Origin of the sequence: Actinomadura sp. DC4 (genome assembly GCF_030406325.1) — a bacterium.
Taxonomy (GTDB): domain Bacteria; phylum Actinomycetota; class Actinomycetes; order Streptosporangiales; family Streptosporangiaceae; genus Actinoallomurus.
Genome location: NZ_JAUEQY010000006.1, coordinates 42913 through 60293, shown reverse-complemented (window position 1 = coordinate 60293; position 17381 = coordinate 42913). Strand labels below are relative to the sequence as shown.

At 71.9% G+C, this 17381-nt stretch carries 14 protein-coding genes; 13 read left to right on the top strand and 1 reads right to left on the bottom strand.

All coding sequences use genetic code 11. The annotated features are described in order from the left end of the window. The first annotated feature begins 25 nt into the window (after positions 1–25). The 4 genes from QWU11_RS11640 to QWU11_RS11625 all read left to right on the top strand — a co-directional run bounded on the left by QWU11_RS11640 (position 26) and on the right by QWU11_RS11625 (position 2679). Positions 26–835 carry a PspA/IM30 family protein gene (locus QWU11_RS11640; protein WP_290105180.1) on the top strand — a complete coding sequence of 270 codons (810 nt, stop codon included), beginning with the start codon at positions 26–28 and terminating at the stop codon, positions 833–835. Next, positions 832–1110, top strand: coding sequence for a hypothetical protein (locus QWU11_RS11635; RefSeq protein WP_290105178.1), 279 nt, complete (start codon positions 832–834; stop codon positions 1108–1110). The genes QWU11_RS11640 and QWU11_RS11635 overlap by 4 nt, the downstream gene beginning before the upstream one ends. A gap of 68 nt (positions 1111–1178) precedes the next feature. After that, positions 1179–2105: a zinc metalloprotease HtpX gene (htpX, locus tag QWU11_RS11630; protein WP_290105177.1), complete on the top strand. Its 927-nt coding sequence runs from the start codon at positions 1179–1181 to the stop codon at positions 2103–2105. A gap of 1 nt (position 2106) precedes the next feature. Then, on the top strand, positions 2107–2679 hold the full coding sequence (locus tag QWU11_RS11625) for a hypothetical protein (RefSeq protein ID WP_290105176.1): 573 nt from the start codon (positions 2107–2109) through the stop codon (positions 2677–2679). A 5-nt stretch (positions 2680–2684) separates the two neighbouring features. Here QWU11_RS11625 and QWU11_RS11620 read toward each other — a convergent pair whose 3' ends face one another. Then, entirely contained in the window at positions 2685–3248 is a 564-nt protein-coding gene (locus tag QWU11_RS11620) for a TetR/AcrR family transcriptional regulator (RefSeq protein WP_290105175.1), read from the bottom strand. Between the two features lie 108 nt (positions 3249–3356). Here QWU11_RS11620 and QWU11_RS11615 point away from each other — a divergent pair, with 108 nt between their 5' ends. The 9 genes from QWU11_RS11615 to QWU11_RS11575 all read left to right on the top strand — a co-directional run bounded on the left by QWU11_RS11615 (position 3357) and on the right by QWU11_RS11575 (position 17377). Then, the gene (locus QWU11_RS11615; RefSeq protein ID WP_290105174.1) at positions 3357–4082 is read left to right on the top strand and encodes an alpha/beta hydrolase family protein; all 726 of its coding nucleotides are present in this window, start codon (positions 3357–3359) and stop codon (positions 4080–4082) included. 284 nt (positions 4083–4366) lie between these two features. Next, positions 4367–5533, top strand: coding sequence for a hypothetical protein (locus QWU11_RS11610; protein WP_290105173.1), 1167 nt, complete (start codon positions 4367–4369; stop codon positions 5531–5533). A gap of 14 nt (positions 5534–5547) precedes the next feature. Further along, positions 5548–6894 (top strand): cytochrome P450, encoded by a 1347-nt coding sequence (locus QWU11_RS11605; RefSeq protein ID WP_290105172.1) that lies wholly within the window; start codon positions 5548–5550, stop codon positions 6892–6894. A gap of 37 nt (positions 6895–6931) precedes the next feature. Further along, on the top strand, positions 6932–8026 hold the full coding sequence (locus QWU11_RS11600; RefSeq protein ID WP_290105171.1) for a terpene synthase family protein: 1095 nt from the start codon (positions 6932–6934) through the stop codon (positions 8024–8026). An 88-nt stretch (positions 8027–8114) separates the two neighbouring features. Further along, entirely contained in the window at positions 8115–9371 is a 1257-nt protein-coding gene (locus QWU11_RS11595) for a cytochrome P450 (protein ID WP_290105170.1), read from the top strand. Further along, entirely contained in the window at positions 9368–10525 is a 1158-nt protein-coding gene (locus QWU11_RS11590) for a hypothetical protein (protein ID WP_290105169.1), read from the top strand. Before QWU11_RS11595 ends, QWU11_RS11590 begins: the two co-directional genes overlap by 4 nt. Beyond that, a complete protein-coding gene (locus QWU11_RS11585) occupies positions 10522–11727 on the top strand; it encodes a cytochrome P450 (protein WP_290105168.1) in 1206 nt (401 codons plus the stop codon). The genes QWU11_RS11590 and QWU11_RS11585 overlap by 4 nt, the downstream gene beginning before the upstream one ends. A gap of 3 nt (positions 11728–11730) precedes the next feature. Further along, the gene (locus QWU11_RS11580) at positions 11731–11958 is read left to right on the top strand and encodes a ferredoxin (RefSeq protein WP_290105167.1); all 228 of its coding nucleotides are present in this window, start codon (positions 11731–11733) and stop codon (positions 11956–11958) included. Between the two features lie 7 nt (positions 11959–11965). Continuing rightward, positions 11966–17377, top strand: a complete 5412-nt coding sequence (locus tag QWU11_RS11575) for a type I polyketide synthase (RefSeq protein ID WP_290105165.1) — start codon at positions 11966–11968, stop codon at positions 17375–17377. Positions 17378–17381 lie beyond the last annotated feature (4 nt).

Below are 17381 nucleotides of genomic sequence, written 5' to 3'. Positions count from 1 at the left end.
AGCACGAAGGGACCGGCCACGCGCGATGAGCGTGATGAAACGTATGTCGATGATCTTCAAGTCCAAGGCCAACAAGGCGTTGGACAAAATGGAAGATCCTCGCGAGACCCTTGACTATTCGTATCAGCGCCAGCTTGAGATGCTTCAGAAGGTCCGCCGCGGCGTGGCCGACGTGGCCACCTCCCGCAAGCGGCTGGAGCTGCAGATCAACCAGCTGGAGCAGCAGCAGAACAAGCTGACCGACCAGGGCAAGAAGGCGCTCCAGGTCGGCCGCGAGGACCTGGCGCGCGAGGCGCTGTCCCGGCGGGGCGGCCTCGACGGCCAGCTCAACGACCTCCGGGCGCAGTACCAGCAGCTTCAGGGCGAGGAGGAGAAGCTCACGCTGGCCTCGCAGCGGCTGCAGGCCAAGGTGGACTCCTTCCGTACGCGCAAGGAGACCATCAAGGCGACCTACACCGCGGCCGAGGCGCAGACCAAGATCAACGAGGCGTTCTCCGGCATCTCCGAGGAGATGGGCGACGTGGGTCTGGCGATCCAGCGCGCCGAGGAGAAGACCGAGAACATGAAGGCGCGCGCCGGCGCCATCGACGAGCTCCTCGCCTCGGGCGCCCTGGAGGACTACTCCGGGCCCCGTGACGACATCCAGGCCGAGCTGGACCGCGTGGGCTCGACGGGCCCCGGGGTCGACCTGGAGCTGGAGCAGATGAAGGCGGAGCTGGGCATGGCCCCGGCGCCCAAGCAGCTCGACGCCGCGCCCGGCCAGGCGCAGGGCCAGCCGCAGCAGGCCCAGCCGTACCAGGCGCCCCGTCCCCAGCAGCCGGGGGAGGGCCAGTGATCGTCCGAGTCATGGGTGAGGGGCAGCTGGACGTCCAGGAGGGCGACCTCGCCGCCCTCAACATCCTGGACGCCGAGCTGGAGTCGGCGATCGACTCCGGCGACGAGGAAAAGTTCCGCAGCGCGCTCCACGCGCTGCTGGAGCAGGTCCGCACGGTGGGCAAGACGCTGCCCGCCGAGGACCTCGCCCCGTCCGAGCTGATCCTTCCGCCGGCCGACGCCACGATGGACGAAGTACGCGCGATGCTCGGGGACGCGGGACTCATTCCCGACTGACCCTGGCACCTTACGAGGTGCTCCGGCGTTCTAACGGATACATGCAGGCGGGGGTTGGAGGAAACACGATGGCGCGTTCTCGTTTCGCACCGGATCGAGGACTCACGGCGCGCATGCTGGTGACGATGTTCCTGCTGGGGCTGCTCTACGTCGCCTTCGTCGGTTTCTTCATCGTCTTCGTGCCCAAGTTGTGGGTGCTCGTCCTCGTCATAGCCGTGATCTTCCTGCTCGTGCAGTACTTCTTCTCCGACAAGCTCGCGCTGTTCGCGATGCACGGGAAAGTCGTCTCCGAGCAGGAGGCGCCGGAGCTCCACGGGGTCATCGACCGCATCTGCGCGATGACCGACATGCCGAAGCCGAGGGTGGCGGTGGCCGACACGGACGTGCCGAACGCCTTCGCCACCGGACGCAACCAGGACAACGCGGTCGTCTGTGTCACCACGGGGCTGCTCCGCCGGCTCGACACCACCGAGCTGGAGGGCGTGCTCGCCCACGAACTCGCGCACGTCGCCCACCGCGACGTCGCGGTGATGACGATCGCGTCGTTCCTGGGCATCCTGGCCGGCCTGCTCACGCGGTTCGGCCTGGAGTGGGGCCTGTGGGGCGGCTTCAGCGACCGCAACCGCAACAACAACGACCAGAGCACGGCGACCGTGCTCCTGATCGTCATCGCGGTCAGCGCGGCCGTCTACGCGGTCAGCTTCCTGCTGACCCGCGCGCTCTCGCGCTACCGCGAGCTGTCCGCCGACCGGGCGGCGGCGGTGCTGACCGGGCGGCCGTCCGCCCTGGCCAGCGCGCTGACCAAGGTGACCGGCGACATGGCCCGCATCCCGACCAAGGACCTGCGGGCGGCCGAGCCGTTCAACGCCTTCTACTTCGCGCCCGCGTTCTCCAAGGGGTTCAGCATCTCCTCGCTCTTCTCGACCCACCCGCCGCTGGAAAAGCGGCTGGAGCAGCTCGCGTCGATCTCCGCCCAGCTCGGCCAGGGCGTCTGAGGTGGGTTTCCTCGACGCCCTGCTCGGGCGCTCCAAACCGAAGAAGCCCGACCTCGACCGGCTGTTCGCGCTGCCCACGGCGGCGATCACGCTGGAGGCCGCCGCCGCGCTCAAGCCCACGGGCGTGGGCGCGGTCTGCTTCCGTGCCGCCGAGGGCGCCGCGTTCGCCCAGATCGAGAGCGACGTACGCGAGCTGCTCGACTCCGGCGGCGACGGGCCCAAGATCGAGCTGAGCACCGACTCCTACGGCTACACCTGGCTGGTCACCCGGCACGAGCCCACCGACCTCGAGGGTCTCGTCACCGACATCCACGCGGTGAACGCCTCGCTGGAGTCCGGCGGGTTCGGCCCGCAGCTCCTGTGCTCGGTGGTCGCCTTCGCCGGCCCCGACGGCCGTCGCATCGGCCTCGTCTACCTCTACAAGCGAGGCACGTTCTACCCCTTCGCCCCGACGTCGGGGGAAAAGCGGGACAACGCCCTCGAACTCCAGGTACGCGGCGCGGTCGGCGCCGACCTGCCCGTGGAGAGCGACCTCAGCCGCTGGTTCCCCGTCTGGGGCGCACCGGGCCTGTAGCCCTGTCAGTGCGGCCCGCCTAGCCCCGCGATGAGGAGCCGGGCCAGCCGGCGCGCGTCGTAGTGGTGGTTGCCGCCGGCGCCCGCGCACAGGCCGCCGACGCCCCGCATGAGCTCATAGGCGTCCGGGCCGGAGCGGATCCCGGCGGCGTCGAGCAGCTCGGCGCAGACGGGCTCGAGCCGTTCGAGAAAGTAGGAGTGCAGGGGGTCGAAGCAGGGGTCGTCGGACTGGAGTACGGCGGCGAGCCCGAGCTTGGTGACCAGGAAGTCGACGAACAGGTCGATCCACTGCGCCAGCGCGGCATGCGGGCTCGCGCTGGTCTCCAGCAGGTCCGGGCCGGCCAGCGCGAGGGCCTCGACCTGGTGCCGGTAGACGGCGATGATGAGGTCCGCTCGCGTCGGGAAGTGACGGTAGATCGTGGCCGTCCCGACGCCGGCCTCGGCCGCGATGTCACGGATGGGCGCTTCGACGCCGGACGCGACGAAGACCGCGGCGGCCGCGTTGAGCAGGGCCTCCTCGTTGCGCCGGGCGTCCGCCCGCTTGGGCCGTACCGCGCGCTCGTCCACCATGTCCTTCCCACCGGCCGTTGCTAAACGGGACAACGTCCCATATCGTCGATCGAGCAACCGGGACGCTGTCCCGTTTCTCTATCATGCCAGATCGAGTGGGGGAGAGTCATGTCCACATATCTACTGGTCCACGGTGCCTGGCACAGCGGGCGGTGCTGGGAGCGGATGGTCCCGTCGCTGACCTCGGCCGGGCATCGGGTGCTCACGCCGTCGCTGACCGGCTACGGCGACAGGGCGCACCTGCTCGGCCCCGACGTGGGGCTGGACACGCACGTCGAGGACATCGTCGGGCTGATCACCGAGGAGGACCTCACCGAGGTGGTGCTGGTGGGACACAGCTACGCCGGGCTGGTCATCGCGTCCGTGGCCGACCGGGTCCCGGACCGGATCGCGCACCTGGTCTACCTCGACGCGATGGTCCCGGAAGACGGTGAGACCGCGGCCGACGTCATGCCGGTGACCCGGGCCCTGATCGACCTCACCCTGAAGTCCGACAGCGGCTGGCGCGTTCCGCCGCTCCCCGAGATGCCGCCGCCCATGGGCCTGTTCGGGGTCACCGACCCGGAGGACGTCGCCTGGTTGCGCACGATGCTGTCGGACCAGCCGGTGCGCTGCCTCCAGCAGCCGGTCCGCCTGGACGACCCGGCCGCGGACGCGATCCCGCGCACGCACATCCACTGCACCGTCGGCAAGCCGGACGGCTTCACCCGGCGGCCCGTCCCCGCGATCCAGCCCAACGGCACCCCGGCGCAGGTGTGGGAGCTGCCGACCGGCCACGACTGCATGATCACCATGCCGGCCGAGCTCGCCGGCCTCCTGCTGAAGCTCGCCTGAACCGCACACGGACGGCCGCCGTGAAATGCCATTGGCAATAAGCTGCTACGCGCCTTCGCCGACGATGCAAAAAGAACTCTTGATGCACAGTCGGCCGGTTGGTAACTTCACCTGAGTACAAAGCAACCAGCCGAATATCGCTCACGCTGCTTTGCGTAGCGCCATTAGGCGTATGAATGCAGCCCCCTGCAACGGGCGCTTCCATCGTCGTCATCGCCGTTGTTTTTTCATGCTGCGTGATATTGGAGAGGCATGTGTCGTTAACCGGTACCGTCCACGACTTCATGACCGACCCGTACTCCACTTACCGGGCCTTGAACGCCGAGGCGCCCCTCACCCCGGTCGGCCCCGCGGAGTACGTCGTCACCGACCCCGCCCTGATCTTCGAGATACTCGAGGATCACGACAAGTACACGAGCGTCCATAATCTGGAAGGCCATGTTCCGGTCTGCGACGAGGCGCGGGCGATCCTCGACGACACCCTCTTCTACCGGACGGCACTGTTCAACGAGCCGCCTCCCGCGCATTCGGCGTTCCGCAAGACCTTCATCCGGCCGTTCACCCCGGCCGCGGTCGACCGGCTGGCGCCCAAGATCCGCGACGTCGCCACCGGCCTGTGCGGTGACCTGACCGGCCGGAACGCCTTCGACGTCATGGGGGAGCTCGCCTACCCGCTGCCGATCAAAATCATCTCCGACATGATCGGCATCCCCGAGGACGACCGGGCTCAGGTCAAGCAGTGGAACGATCTATGGCTCGCGCTGCAGGTGGCCCCGCTGCCGCCGGAGCAGCAGACACAGGCGGCCGGCTCCGTCCGCGCCTACGACGACTACGTGCGGGACCTGATCGCGAAGATCCGTGCGGAGCGGCGGCCCAGCCTCATCCTGGAGATGGCCGACGCCATCGGCACACCGGGCGCCGTGCACGAGGTGGACGACATCATCGTCGCGATCCGGGTCATGATCGCCGCCGGGCACGAGACCACCTCCGGCCTCATCGGCAACGCGGTGGCCCGGCTCATCGAGACCGGCCGCTGGGACCGGCTCGCCGGCGATCCCGGCGCCATTCCCGACTTCGTCGAGGAGACGCTCGCCGCCGACCCTTCCGTGCAGAGCACGCCCCGCTCGGTCGAGGAGGAGACCGTGATCCGCGGCGTCACCGTCCCGGCCGGCGCGCGGCTGCACCTGGCGATCGGGGCCTATCCGCTTCTCGCCGGGCCGAACGGCACGACGGCGGACCCGATGGCGGGCGGCCACAAGCACATCGGCTTCGGGCACGGCATCCACCGCTGCGTTGGGTCCCATCTCGGCCGTGTGGAGGCGCGCCTGGCGCTGGCCGCGCTGCTGGAGGCGGTCCCGTCCGCGCCGCGTTTCGACGAGGCGGCGCCACCCGAGCGGCTGCCCGGCGGATATGTGTTCCGCGCTTTCAGCTCGCTGCCCATCCGCTGGTGAGGGGAATTCCAGTCATGGTCGCCAAACCGCCGTTGGTACCGCACGCCAAGCCGCTCATCGGACACATCCTCAACATCTGGCAGGACCCGCTGAAGTTCTTCAGCAGCGCGGCACGGACCGCGCCGCTGTCGCGCATAAAGATCGGGTGGAAGGACGCCTGCCTGATCTCCAATCACGAACTGCTCTACCAAATCCTGGTGCCCGACGCCAAGAAGTACGACAAGGGCATCCAGTACGAACGAGCGCGCGCGATGCTCGGAAACGGCGTGCTCCTCGCGGAGGGCGATCTGCATTTCCGGCAGCGCCGCCTGATGCAGCCGATGTTCAACAAGCCGTCGGTCAACGACTACATCGACGCCATGCACACCTACAGCACGGCCATGGTCGAGTCGTGGGCGGGCCGCGACGTCGTGGAGCTCTATCCCGAGTTCTACCGGCTGGCCACGCGGGTCGTCATCGACACTCTCTTCTCGACGGAGATGAGCGACGCGGACGTCGAGCTCGTCCGCGAGAAGATGCCGATCGTCATCTCGGGGATCGAGAAGCGCGGAGCCCTGCCGCCGCGCCTGTTCGACATCATCCCGACCTCGGAGAACCGCGCGTTCCACTCGGCCATCGCCGACCTGCGCGCGCTCGGCGACCGGCTGGTCGACGACCGGCTCCGCGCGGACCGCGCGAGCGGCGCGCGGGCCGACCTCATGAACGTGCTGACCGACACCGACGACGAGGTCACCCGCAAGGACAACGACCGGGCGCAGATCCTGAACGAGTTCCTGACCTTCCTCACCGCCGGGTCCGAGACCACGCCCAGCGCCATGGCCTGGTGCTGCTACCTGCTGGCCCGCCACCCCGAGATCCAGGAGGAGCTGCGCGCCGAGGTCACCGGGTTCGACATGGACGCGAACGGGTCCGTGCAGGCCATCTTCGGGCTGCCGCTGCTGCAAGCGGTGATCAAGGAGTCGTTGCGGCTGTACCCGCCGGTGTGGGCGCTGGGCCGGCGCACCCTGGGGACCACGAGCCTCGGCGGTCACGAACTGCCGCCGGGCACCCAGGTCTTCTACTCCGTGTACGCGATCCAGCGGGACGAGAGCGTGTACGAGGACCCCGACGAGTTCAAACCGCGCCGCTGGCTCGACGATCCCAAGAAGTACCCGCGCACGGCGTTCCTGCCCTTCGGTGCCGGCGTCCGCAACTGCATCGGCGAGCACTTCGCGTGGATCGAGATCTCCATCGCCGTCCTCAACATCCTCCAGCGCTACCAGATGGCGCTGCAGCCGGGCCAGCAGGTGCCGCCCGCCGCGATGGGCGCGCTGGTGCCGGGCGCGCTGCCGATCCGGCTGAGAGCCGTGGTGCCGCGATGAACCCGTTCCCCGTACCTGCGGACGAGAGCGCATAACCATGGCCGAGACTTTCACCCGTACTCTCGCCGGCACCCACGTGCTGCTGCCGAGCTTCCAGCACTGCGCGCCCGCGCTGGAACGCTCCGACGCCGGCCAGGTGGTGTCGGACAGCCAGAAGTGGTGCCGTCAAGGGCTCGCCGACCTGCTGTCCCCGCCGGCGCTGACCACGCTGCTCGCCGAGCGCGCGTCGCTGTGGACCATCCTGGTCCTGCCCACCGCGCCGTACGAGTTCCTGGTCACCGCGGCGAGGTACACCGAGTACCTCTCCATCCTCGACAACGCCCTGGTCGACAAGGACCGGCTCGGCAGCGATCCGGCGTACGCGGCGGAGATGAAGGCGGCCATCGACGCGCTGTTCGAGGGCGGCACCGTCGGCGCCTCGGCGAGTGAGGACCTGGCCATCTGGTTCGAGCCGCTGCGCGAGTGCCTGTCCACGCTGCGGACGTACCTCTCGGACGAGGTGTGGCGCAGTTTCCACGACGAGGTCCTGCGGTTCTTCGTCGGCTGCGTCGAGGAGGTCTACTACCGCAACTCCGACGCCGTCTACGACTTCGACACCTACCTGCGGATGCGGCGCAACAGCGTCGGCATGGGCATGTACTTCGCCCTGGGCGAGGCGCTCGTACCCCCCTTCGCCGCCGAGGCGGTGGACGGCTCGGCGTACCGCGAACGCCTGGTCGGCCACGCGCTCGACCACATCGCGCTCGCGAACGACCTGTTCTCCTTCCGCGCGGAGGCGGACGCCGACGACACCGTGAACGCCGTCGCCACGCTCATCCTCAGCGAGGACCTGTCGGTCCAGGAGGCCTTCGACCGCGTCGGGCTCGAAGTGCAGCGCAACGAGATCGCCTTCCGCCGGGCCCTGCGCGAGACGGTCTCGGCGCTCGGCGGCGACCACGCGGTGAGCGTCTACGGCGGGCTGCTGTGGCACATGATGTGCGGCAACGTCGACTGGTCCTACCGAACCACGCGCTACAACGGAGAAAGGCATCAGTGGGATGGCCGGTATCCCCAAGTCGTCCAGCTCCAGGAGGGCGGCACCCTCTTCACCGACAAGTGCTACGCCGACCTCGTCGCCGAAGGACTGGCGTGAGCGCGCGGCCGGGTACTCCGTCCGCGTCCACCGGCGCCTCGGGCTGATCCGGGAGCTGTTACGGCTCGCCAGGGATCCGCTGGCCAAGGTGACCGCGCTCAACCGCGCGGCGGACGTCCAGGTGTTCACCGCGCTGGGCAAGGACTTCGTCTTCCTGGCCGATCCGCTGCTGATCAACGACATGCTGGTCGACCGGCGCGGCGACTTCGAGAAGGGCCTGTTCTACGACCGGGTGCGCCGGCTCGCGGGCAACGGCGTCGTCCTCGCGAACGGGGCCGAGCACCGCAGGCAGCGCGACTACCTGGACCGGTTCTTCAAGCGCGACCACGTCGTCGGGCTGCGCGGCCTCATGACGACGGTCGTCCGCGACGAGCTGGCGCAGTGGGACCGCACCCTGGACATCGACGCGGCGCTGCACCGGATGACGTTCAAGCTCCTGGCCGCGACGATGTTCGGCACCGACATCGACCGCGGGGAGTTCGACCGGATCCACGAGTGGCTCGGGCTCACCCTCGAAGCGATCATGTTCCGCACCGTGGTTCCCAGCTGGTACCTGCGCATCCCCACCAGGCGGAACCGCCTGCACGACACCGCGATGGACCGGCTGCGCGCGGCCATCACCGCGGCCATGAACTCACTCGGCGCGGCGGAACCGGACCGGCTGGACCTCATCTCGGTCATGCGGACGGTGCGCGGCGCCGACGGCGAGCCGCTGACCGCCGACGAGATGGCCGACCAGATCGTCGCGGTGACCATGGCCGGGGCCGAGACCGCGGCCACGGCGCTGTCCTGGCTGACGGTCGAGCTGGCCGCCGACCCGGCCCTGCAGAACGCCCTGCGCGACGAACTCTCCGGCGCGCGGCGGCGTGGAGTGGAGTACGAGCCGGACCTGACGGAGGCGCCGCTGCTCAAGAAGGTGCTCTCGGAGCTCATGCGCTGCCGCCAGCCGATCCTCGTCATCTCCCGGCGCACCGCCCGCGACACCGAGCTGCGCGGGGTCACGCTGCCCGCGGGAACCGAGGTCATGTACAGCCCGTGGGCCATGCACCGGGACCGGACCCACTTCCCGGCCGGCCCCGCCTTCGAGCCCGAGACCTTCGGCGCCGGCGCCTGCCCGGCCGCCAAGGGGTCCTACACGCCGTTCGGCCTCGGGCCCCGGCACTGCGTGGGCGAACAGTACGCCTGGCAGATGATGTGGATCGTCGTCGCGGAGATGCTGGCGGCGGTGCACCTGGAGTCGGCCACGGCGCAGCACCCGGAGGGACGCCCGCTGGCCACGATCATCCCGGGAGCCGTCGGCGCCACCGTACGGCGGCTGCCCGAGACGGCGGGTGAGCCGTCGTGACGCGCCTGCTGGAGCCGAGCGAGGCCTACCACGCGTTCCTCGACTGGCAGACCGGGTTCGCGGCCGAGGTGCCCGCCTCCGTGACACCGGCCGCGGCGGCCGGCGGCCTTCGGCGGATGTACTCCTCCTTTCCCCGGCTGGGCGGCCGCATCGCCCGTACGGCGGACGGTTTCGCGTTCGAGGAGACCGGGACCGCGCCCGCGGTCGAGACGGACGCGGGGGACGTGCGCGTGGACACGGCGTTGTCGGCGTTCACCGTCGGCACCGCGCGGCCGGGCGTCACCGAGATCTCGGGCCGCCTGCACCACGCACTGTGCGACGTGACGGGCATCCTCTCGATCCTCGACCACCTGCTCGGAGAGCTCGGCGCCGGACCCGGCGCCGGGTCGATACCGCCGGAGACGGCGCGGGACTGGCCGATCGCGGCCGAGAGGGTGTTCGGCGTCCCGCAGCCCGCCGGCGCCTTACGGGAGACGCGCCTGTTCTTCGGCGAGGCCCCGGCGCCGCCGCTGAAGCCCGCGCGTCCGGCGACTCTGCACCTGGAGGCGCCGCGGGTGCGCGCGATCGACGACGTGTGCGCCGCCGAGTCCGTGTCGCTGACCGCGGTGATCGCCGTGGCCGCGGCGCCGTTCACGGGCGACGGCGAAGGCCGCCGTGTGGGCGTGCCGGTGGACTGCCGGGTGTTCGCCGATCCCCTGCGAGCGGGGGAGTTCCCCCTGCGGGCCATCGGCAACTGCAGCCACGGCGCGCTGATGCGGATGCCGCGCCCGGCGCGCACCGTCGACGCGGTGCTCGCCGCGGCACGGGAGTACGACGCCGAGCTGATGGACCAGATCGAGGCCGTGGCCCCCACCGCCCCGTTCCTCGACGGCCGGCGGTACCTGCCCGAGAACAACCTTCCCGCGCACCTCGTCGTCTCGAACGCACGCGGCGCGACGCGCCGTTTCCCGCGGCTCGCCACCGCGGGGAGGCTTCTCATCGCGCCGCAGTCCTCGATCCCGGCGTTGCCGATGATCGCGGTGAACGAGAGCCCGGCGACGGGCGCCGTCGACATCACGCTCATCGCGGATCCGGCCGACCTCGCACCGGGCGACGTGCGTGCCGTCATCGACGCGGTGGCGCACACCCTCACCCAGATCGGAGAGCGGCAGTGACCGAACTATCGACCAGCCCGGCCGAGTCCGGGCCCACCATCCCGCGCGGACGGGCCTCGGTGTTCGAGCTTCCGGACGGGCTCATGGACATGGCCGGAGCCGGGCCCATCCACCGGCTGAGGTACGCCGACGGGCACGTCGGCTGGCTCGTCACCGACTTCGAGCTGTGCCGTACGGTCCTGATGAGGCCGGAGTTCAGCTCCCGGCCCGACCTGCGGCACTCGGCGATCCACGAGGCCATCGGCGACGGCCAGCCGCCGGAGGAACGGCCGGGCATGTTCGTCGGCATGGACCCGCCCGAGCACACCCACTACCGGCGCATCGTCGCCGCCGCGCTGCGCCTCGGCGAGATGCGCAAACTGCAGGCCAGGGTCACCGAGCGGGCGGAGACGCTGTTCGACGCCTGCGCCGGCGAGACGGCCGACCTGGTCGCGGACGTCGCCTCACCGCTGCCGGCCCTGGTGATCACCGAACTCCTCGGGGTCGAGGAGGAGGTGAGCCACACGCTCACCCACTGCCTGGAGCGGATGCTGTCGCTGGAGTCCACCGCCGATGAGGTACGGCAGATGTTCGGCACCATCTTCGACGAGCTGGGCGCGGTCGTGTCGCGGCGCCAGCGGGACCACGCTCCCGGTTTCGTCACCAACATGGTCGACGACGGGCGGCTCGGTAACGCCGAGATGACGAGCGTGGCCTTCCAGCTCTACACCGCCGGTCACGAGACCACCACGAACATGATCGCGCTGAGCTATCTGCACCTGCTGCAGAACCCGGAGACGGCCAGGGCGATCGCCGGCTCCGACGACGCGATCGCCGACGCCATGGAGGAGTTCCTGCGGTTCTTCTCCATCATCCAGTACGGCATCTCGCGCGCCGCCCTGGAGAAGGTCGAGCTGGCCGGCGTCGTGATCCAGCCGGGGGAGACCATCACCATCTCCCTGCCCGCCGGCAACTTCGACGCCAGGCGCTTCCCGGACCCGTACCGGCTCGACGTCGGCCGCGGCGACCGCGGGCATCTCGCCTTCGGCTTCGGCGTCCACCAGTGCGTGGCCCAGCAACTCGCCCGCGTCGAGATCACCGTGGCGCTGCGGGTCTTCCTGCAGCGGTACGCCACCTTCAGCCTCGACTCGTACGAGATGAAGTCGGACACGATCGTCCACGGCCTGACCCGGCTGCTCGTGCGCCGGTCCGCCGGGGGATAGCGCGTGATCCGTGCCGACCGGTCCCGCTGCTGCGGCGCGGGCATGTGCGTGCTCATCGCCGAGGAGATCTTCGGCCAGGACGAGAGCGGGCTCGTCGTGATCGACGACGGCGCCGCCCGTACGGCCGACCCGGCGTTGCTCCGCCACGCCGTCAGCTGCTGCCCGGGGCGGGCGCTGTCCGAGGTGGACGGCGCCGTGCCCGCGAAATCCTCCGTGGACGAACGAGAGTGAGTGGCTGATGGATCGACCGATCGCCGTCGTCGGGATCGGCGCACGGCTGCCGGGCGGGCGCGGACCCGCCGGAGTGTGGCGCATGCTCGGCCGCCGGGAGACCGAGATCGGGTCCGCGCCGGAGAGCCGGGCGCGCTTCCTCGCCCAGCACGACGTCACCGACCCTGGTTTCGCCGAGGTGTGCCGCACCGGCGGGTTCGTCGACGGGTGGGAGGAGTTCGACCATCCGGCGTTCGGCATCTCGGCTCGCGAGGCCGAGGTGATGGACCCGCAGCAGCGCGTCCTGCTGGAGACGGCGTTCGAGGCCATCGGCGACGCCGGACTCACCCTCGACTACCTGCAGCGGCGCACGACCGGCGTCGTGACCGGGTGCATCACCCGCGACTACTGGCTCAGCGCCCGCCACGACGCGGGCCTGGACGCCATGAGCAACGTCGGCAACACCGGCAGCGGCCTGTCCGGCCGGCTCTCGCACGTGTTCGGGCTGTCCGGGCCCTCGATCACCATCGACACCGCGTGCTCGTCGGGGCTGGCGGCCGTCGGAACGGCCATCGACAACATCCTCACCGGCAACTGCTCCGTCGCCATCGCCGCCGCCACCAACCTGGTCCTCGACCCGTACGAGACGCTGTCGTTCCACCGGTCGGGCATGCTGGCCGCGGACGGGCGCTGCAAGTTCGGCACCACCCGGGCGGACGGGTTCGTGCGCAGCGACGGTTTCGTCGCGGTGGTGCTGCGGCCGCTGGAAGACGCCCTGGCCGAACGCGACCGCGTCTACGCCGTGATCGAGGCCGTCGCCACCGGCAATGACGCCGGCCGCAGCGGCTCGCTGGTCACCCCGTCGGCCGACGGCCAGGTCGAGGTCGTCCGCCGGGCGCTGGCGCTGGCGGGACGCGCGCCGGCCGAGGTCGGCTACGTCGAGGCGCACGGCACGGGCACCACGGTCGGCGACCAGGTCGAGCTCGACGCTCTCGCCACGGTCTTCGCCGGCCGTGCGCGGCCGCTGCCGGTCGGGTCGGTGAAGACCCGGATCGGGCACTGCGAGGCGACCTCCGGTCTGGCCGGCCTCGTCGTCGCCGCCCTCAGCCTGAGCAACTCCGCGGTGCCGCCGATGCTCGCGCACGGCGAGCTGCGGGCCGAGCTGGCCGACGCCGGACGCGGCCTGTTCGCGCACGTCGACGGCGTGCTGCCGCTGCCGGACGACGCGGTGATCGGCGTCAGCTCGTTCGGCATCACCGGGACCAACGCGCACGCCGTCCTCGCCGCGCCACCGCGGCCGGCGGACGACGTGCCCCGGCCGCGCCCGTCGCTGCCGCGGCTCACCTCGGCCGGAGTGGCGCCGCCCGCCGGCGGCGAGGCCGGCGACCGGGACCGCGTCGACGCGGCGCTGGCGTACCGGCTCAACCACTCCACCGGACGGCGGCGGGCGGGCACCCCGGACGAGGGGGCCGTCACCACGTCCGGCGCGGGCCTCATCGCCGGGCTCTGGCGCGAGACGCCGAAGCTGGTCTTCGCCTTCGGCGGTTTCGGCGCGCACTGGCTGGACCCCGCCGCCGTCGCCGACCCGATCCTGCGCGCCCACCTGGACACCGGCTACGCCGCGGTGCGCGACCGGCTCCCCGAGGGCGAACGGCACCTGCTCGACGGCGGCGACGCCGTCCCCGCCGCGCTGCAGCCGTACGCCACCTGGGCCTCCCAGCTCGCCATCGCGTTCACCCTGACGGACTACGGGGTGCGCCCGGACGCGGTCCTCGGGCACAGCTTCGGCGACATCGCCGCCGCGTGCGTCGCGGGCGCCCTCGACGCCGACACCGCCGCGGACCTGCTGGTGGCCCGCACGGAGGCGGTACGGGCGCACTCGGGCGACACCCGGATGATCGTGATCACCGGGGAGGACGTGGCCCGCGATCGCGCCTGGATCCCGCCGTCGGCGGACGTCGCCGTGGTGAACAGCCCGGGCTGTGTGGTGCTGGCCTGTCCCGCCGGCGCGGTGGACGCCGTCACCGAGCTGGCGGTCGCCCAGGGGCACGAGGCCCGCGCGCTGGAGGTGACCTTCGGCTCGCACAGCCGGTTCGTGGAGCCGGCGATCCCGGCCTTCACCCCCGTCGCGACGGCCATCGGCCGGGACCGGACCGCCGACGTGCCGTTCTACTCCTCCACCACCACGGCCGCCGCCGTGCCGCAGACGGCCATGGCCCCGGGGCACTGGCTGGCCAACCTGCGCGTCCCGGTCGAGCTGCCGCCGGTGGCGGCGCGCCTCGCGGGCGACGGCCACGGCGTCATCCTCGACATCGGGCCGCGGGCGGTGCTGGCCGGCCACCTGCGCGCCCAGTTCAGCGGGACGGTCCTGGCCACCGACGCGCTCGACGGCGACGACTTCCTCCGCGCCGTGATCGGCGCGCTGCACGCGGCGAACGTCCCGCTGCGCCCGGACCGCCTGCCGCCGTGGACCTCCGAGCTCGCCACCGCCCTGGCGCCGAGGCTCACGCCGCGTACGGTCCCGCCGCTCCGCCCCGCCGGGCGCGCGCCGGCGTCGCCAAGGCCCGCGGCCGAGGCCGAGCCGGTGACCTTCCGGCTGAGCGGGCGGGAGCTGGGCGTGCTGGCCGGTCACCAGGTGAACGGCGAGATCGTGGTCCCGGGCACGCTGACCCTCAGCCACGTCGTGCGCGCCCTGCAGCGGGACGGTGAGGCGCTGCGGCTGGACTCGGTGCGGTTCGTCGAGGCGATCGTCATCGACGACGACACCGATCACCTCGCGCTCACCGTCACGCGTACCGGGCCGCACGTGGAGGTGCACTTCACCACCGACCCCGCGGCGGCCCCGGTCCTGTGCTGCACCGCGACGGCCGCGACGGCCGCGCCGGCCGGCTCCCCGGAGGCGGTCATCGACCTGCCGCTGAACCTGTCCCCGCTGCCGGTCGAGGGTTTCTACCGCGACTTCGCCGCGGCCGGGAACCTCTGGGACGGGCCGTTCCGCTCCATCACCGAGCTCTGGGCGTCGACCTCCCACGCGTACGTCACCGCCGAGCTCGGCGAGCCGCTCCCGATCGGCGGTGAGATCGACGCCGCCCTGTTCGACGCGGCGCTGCACGGCCTGGCGGCGGTGCACTACGGCATGGTCCACGGCGCCGAACCCCGGTGCCCCTTCTACTTCGAGGGGGTGGACCGGATGACCTTCCACCGGCACCGGCTGCGGGGGCGCGTCCGGTCGATCGTCGCGCCGGCCGCCACCGGGGCCGGCTTCGACATCGCCGTGCTCGACGCCGAGGACCGTCTCGCCGTCCGGTGCGAGGGCGTGCGCATCCGCCCGCTGGAGAACCGGCCGGCGATCCCGGCGCTGTGGCGGAGCTGGGTGCCGCTCACCGGCGCCGCCACGGGGGGCGAGCAGCGCGTCTTCGACCTGTTCGGCTCGCCACTCGGCCTCGGCGACCTCGACCTCGCCGAGATGGTGGCCGGGATCGGCGCCGGCCGCGAACTGCTCGTCGACGCCCGTACCTTCCCGGACCGCCCGGCGGGCACGATGACCGACGACCTCGCCGGACTCGGACTGGTGCTCACCCGGCTGGCCCGTACGGCCGCCGAGGCCGGGGTCCCGCTCGGCATCGTCGTGGCCGACGTCGAGCACCCGCCGGCCGGGGAGTTCGCCGCGGCCGGCACAGCGTTCCTGTTCTCCCTGGCCGGAGCGCTCCCGGCGGAGATCCCCTCCCTCGCCGTGGCGGTCGTGTCCGTCGCCGCCGGTGAGCCGCTCGGGGAGCTCCCGTCGATCCGCGAGCTCTCCGTACGCGGCGAGCACCGGGTGCGCCGCGACGGCGCCGGCGCGCTGCAGGCGGCGCGGCTGACCGATCGGCCGCCGAGGTCCCGCCCGCCGTACTCCCATCCCCGCGAACGCCACCTCGACCAGTGGTCCGCCGAGGTACGGCTGGACCCGGCGCGAGCCTGCGACCTCGAACTCGTCTGGTCCGACCCGGACCGGGGGCCGCGCGGCATCGGCGTCCGGCCCCTGCCCGGGCGGTATTCGCAGGCACAGCGGATGCCGGACGTGCTGTGGGCGGCGCACACCGCACGGCGGATCGTGGAGGTGGCCCGGTTGAGCGCGGGAGACGACCTCCTCCTGCCGGGCGACTCCGACCGCGCCGCGCTGCTGCGGGCCGCGATCGCCGCCCTGACGACCACGGCGTACCCGGGAGCACCGCGCCGCGTCGGCGTCGCGCTCGGCGCGGCGTCCAAGCTGCCCGACGTCGACCTGCTGATCGGTGGGGAGGGGGCCGCGCTCACCCTGCCCGAGCTGGCGCCGGCGAGCACCTGGCCGCGGTCGCTCGGCCACCGGTCCGCTCCGGCCGAGATCGAGACGACGCTGGCCCGCACCGCTCCCGGCACCGTACGGCGGGAGGACGACCGGCCCGCCGAACGGACCGCGCGGCGGCGGGCGGCGCTGATCGCAGGCGGGTACGGCGGGCTCGGCTCCGCCCTCGCCGCCGACCTGGCGGCCCGCGGATTCGAGGAGATCATCCTGGTCGGGACGCGCGAGGACCCCGGGGGACCGTTCGGCCATCTGCGGTGCGACATCGGCGCGGCGCGGGCGGCCGACACGCTCTACGAGCGGCTGAGCCGGGTCAAGGCCGACGAGGTGTACGTCTTCCACCTCGCCGGGCGGCTGTCGGCCGGTCCGCTCACCGAGCTGGAGCGCGCCGACTGGACCCGGGTGCTCGGACCGAAGGTCGACGGCACCCGGAACCTGGTCGAGGCCGCCGAACGGGCCGGCGCGCACATGCTCGTCGCCTACTCCTCGGCCTCGGCGGTGCTGGCCTCACCACAGTTCGCCCACTACGGCGCGGCCAACGCCGCGCTGGAGGGCATCCTCGCCGCGGCGGGCGGCCGGGTACGCGTGCGGGGCGTGCGGTGGGGCTTCTGGGCCGGGGCCGGCATGCTGCGCGACCTCGACCCGACCCGCTCGTTCACGCCGGCCGGGGTCCAGGAGATCGGCGCGGACGACGGCCACGCTTTCCTCTGGAACGTCATGGCGGCGCCGCGCGGGGACCTCCCGGTCTGCTACCCGGCCGACTGGGCGGAGCTCGGCGGCCGGTACGACGTGCTGCGGCGCGACGCCCTGCTCCACGAGCTGCGCCCGGTCGGCGACGTCTCCCCGCCCCCGGCCGAGACGGCGCGCGCGGAGCCGGCCGGGCAGGCCACCTCGCTGGAGTCGCTCATCATGGACACCCTCAAGATCTCCGACGTGGCGGTCGTCCGCGGCGCGGACCGGCTGCGCGCCATCGGCCTGGACTCGCTGCTCGCCGTGGAGCTGCGTACCAAGATCAAGTCCGCCTTCGGCCACACCGTCCCGATGCGGACCCTGCTCGGCCCGATCACCACGGAGGAGTTGCACGCCCTCGTCACCGACGCCGAGGCCCGATCCGCGTGAACCG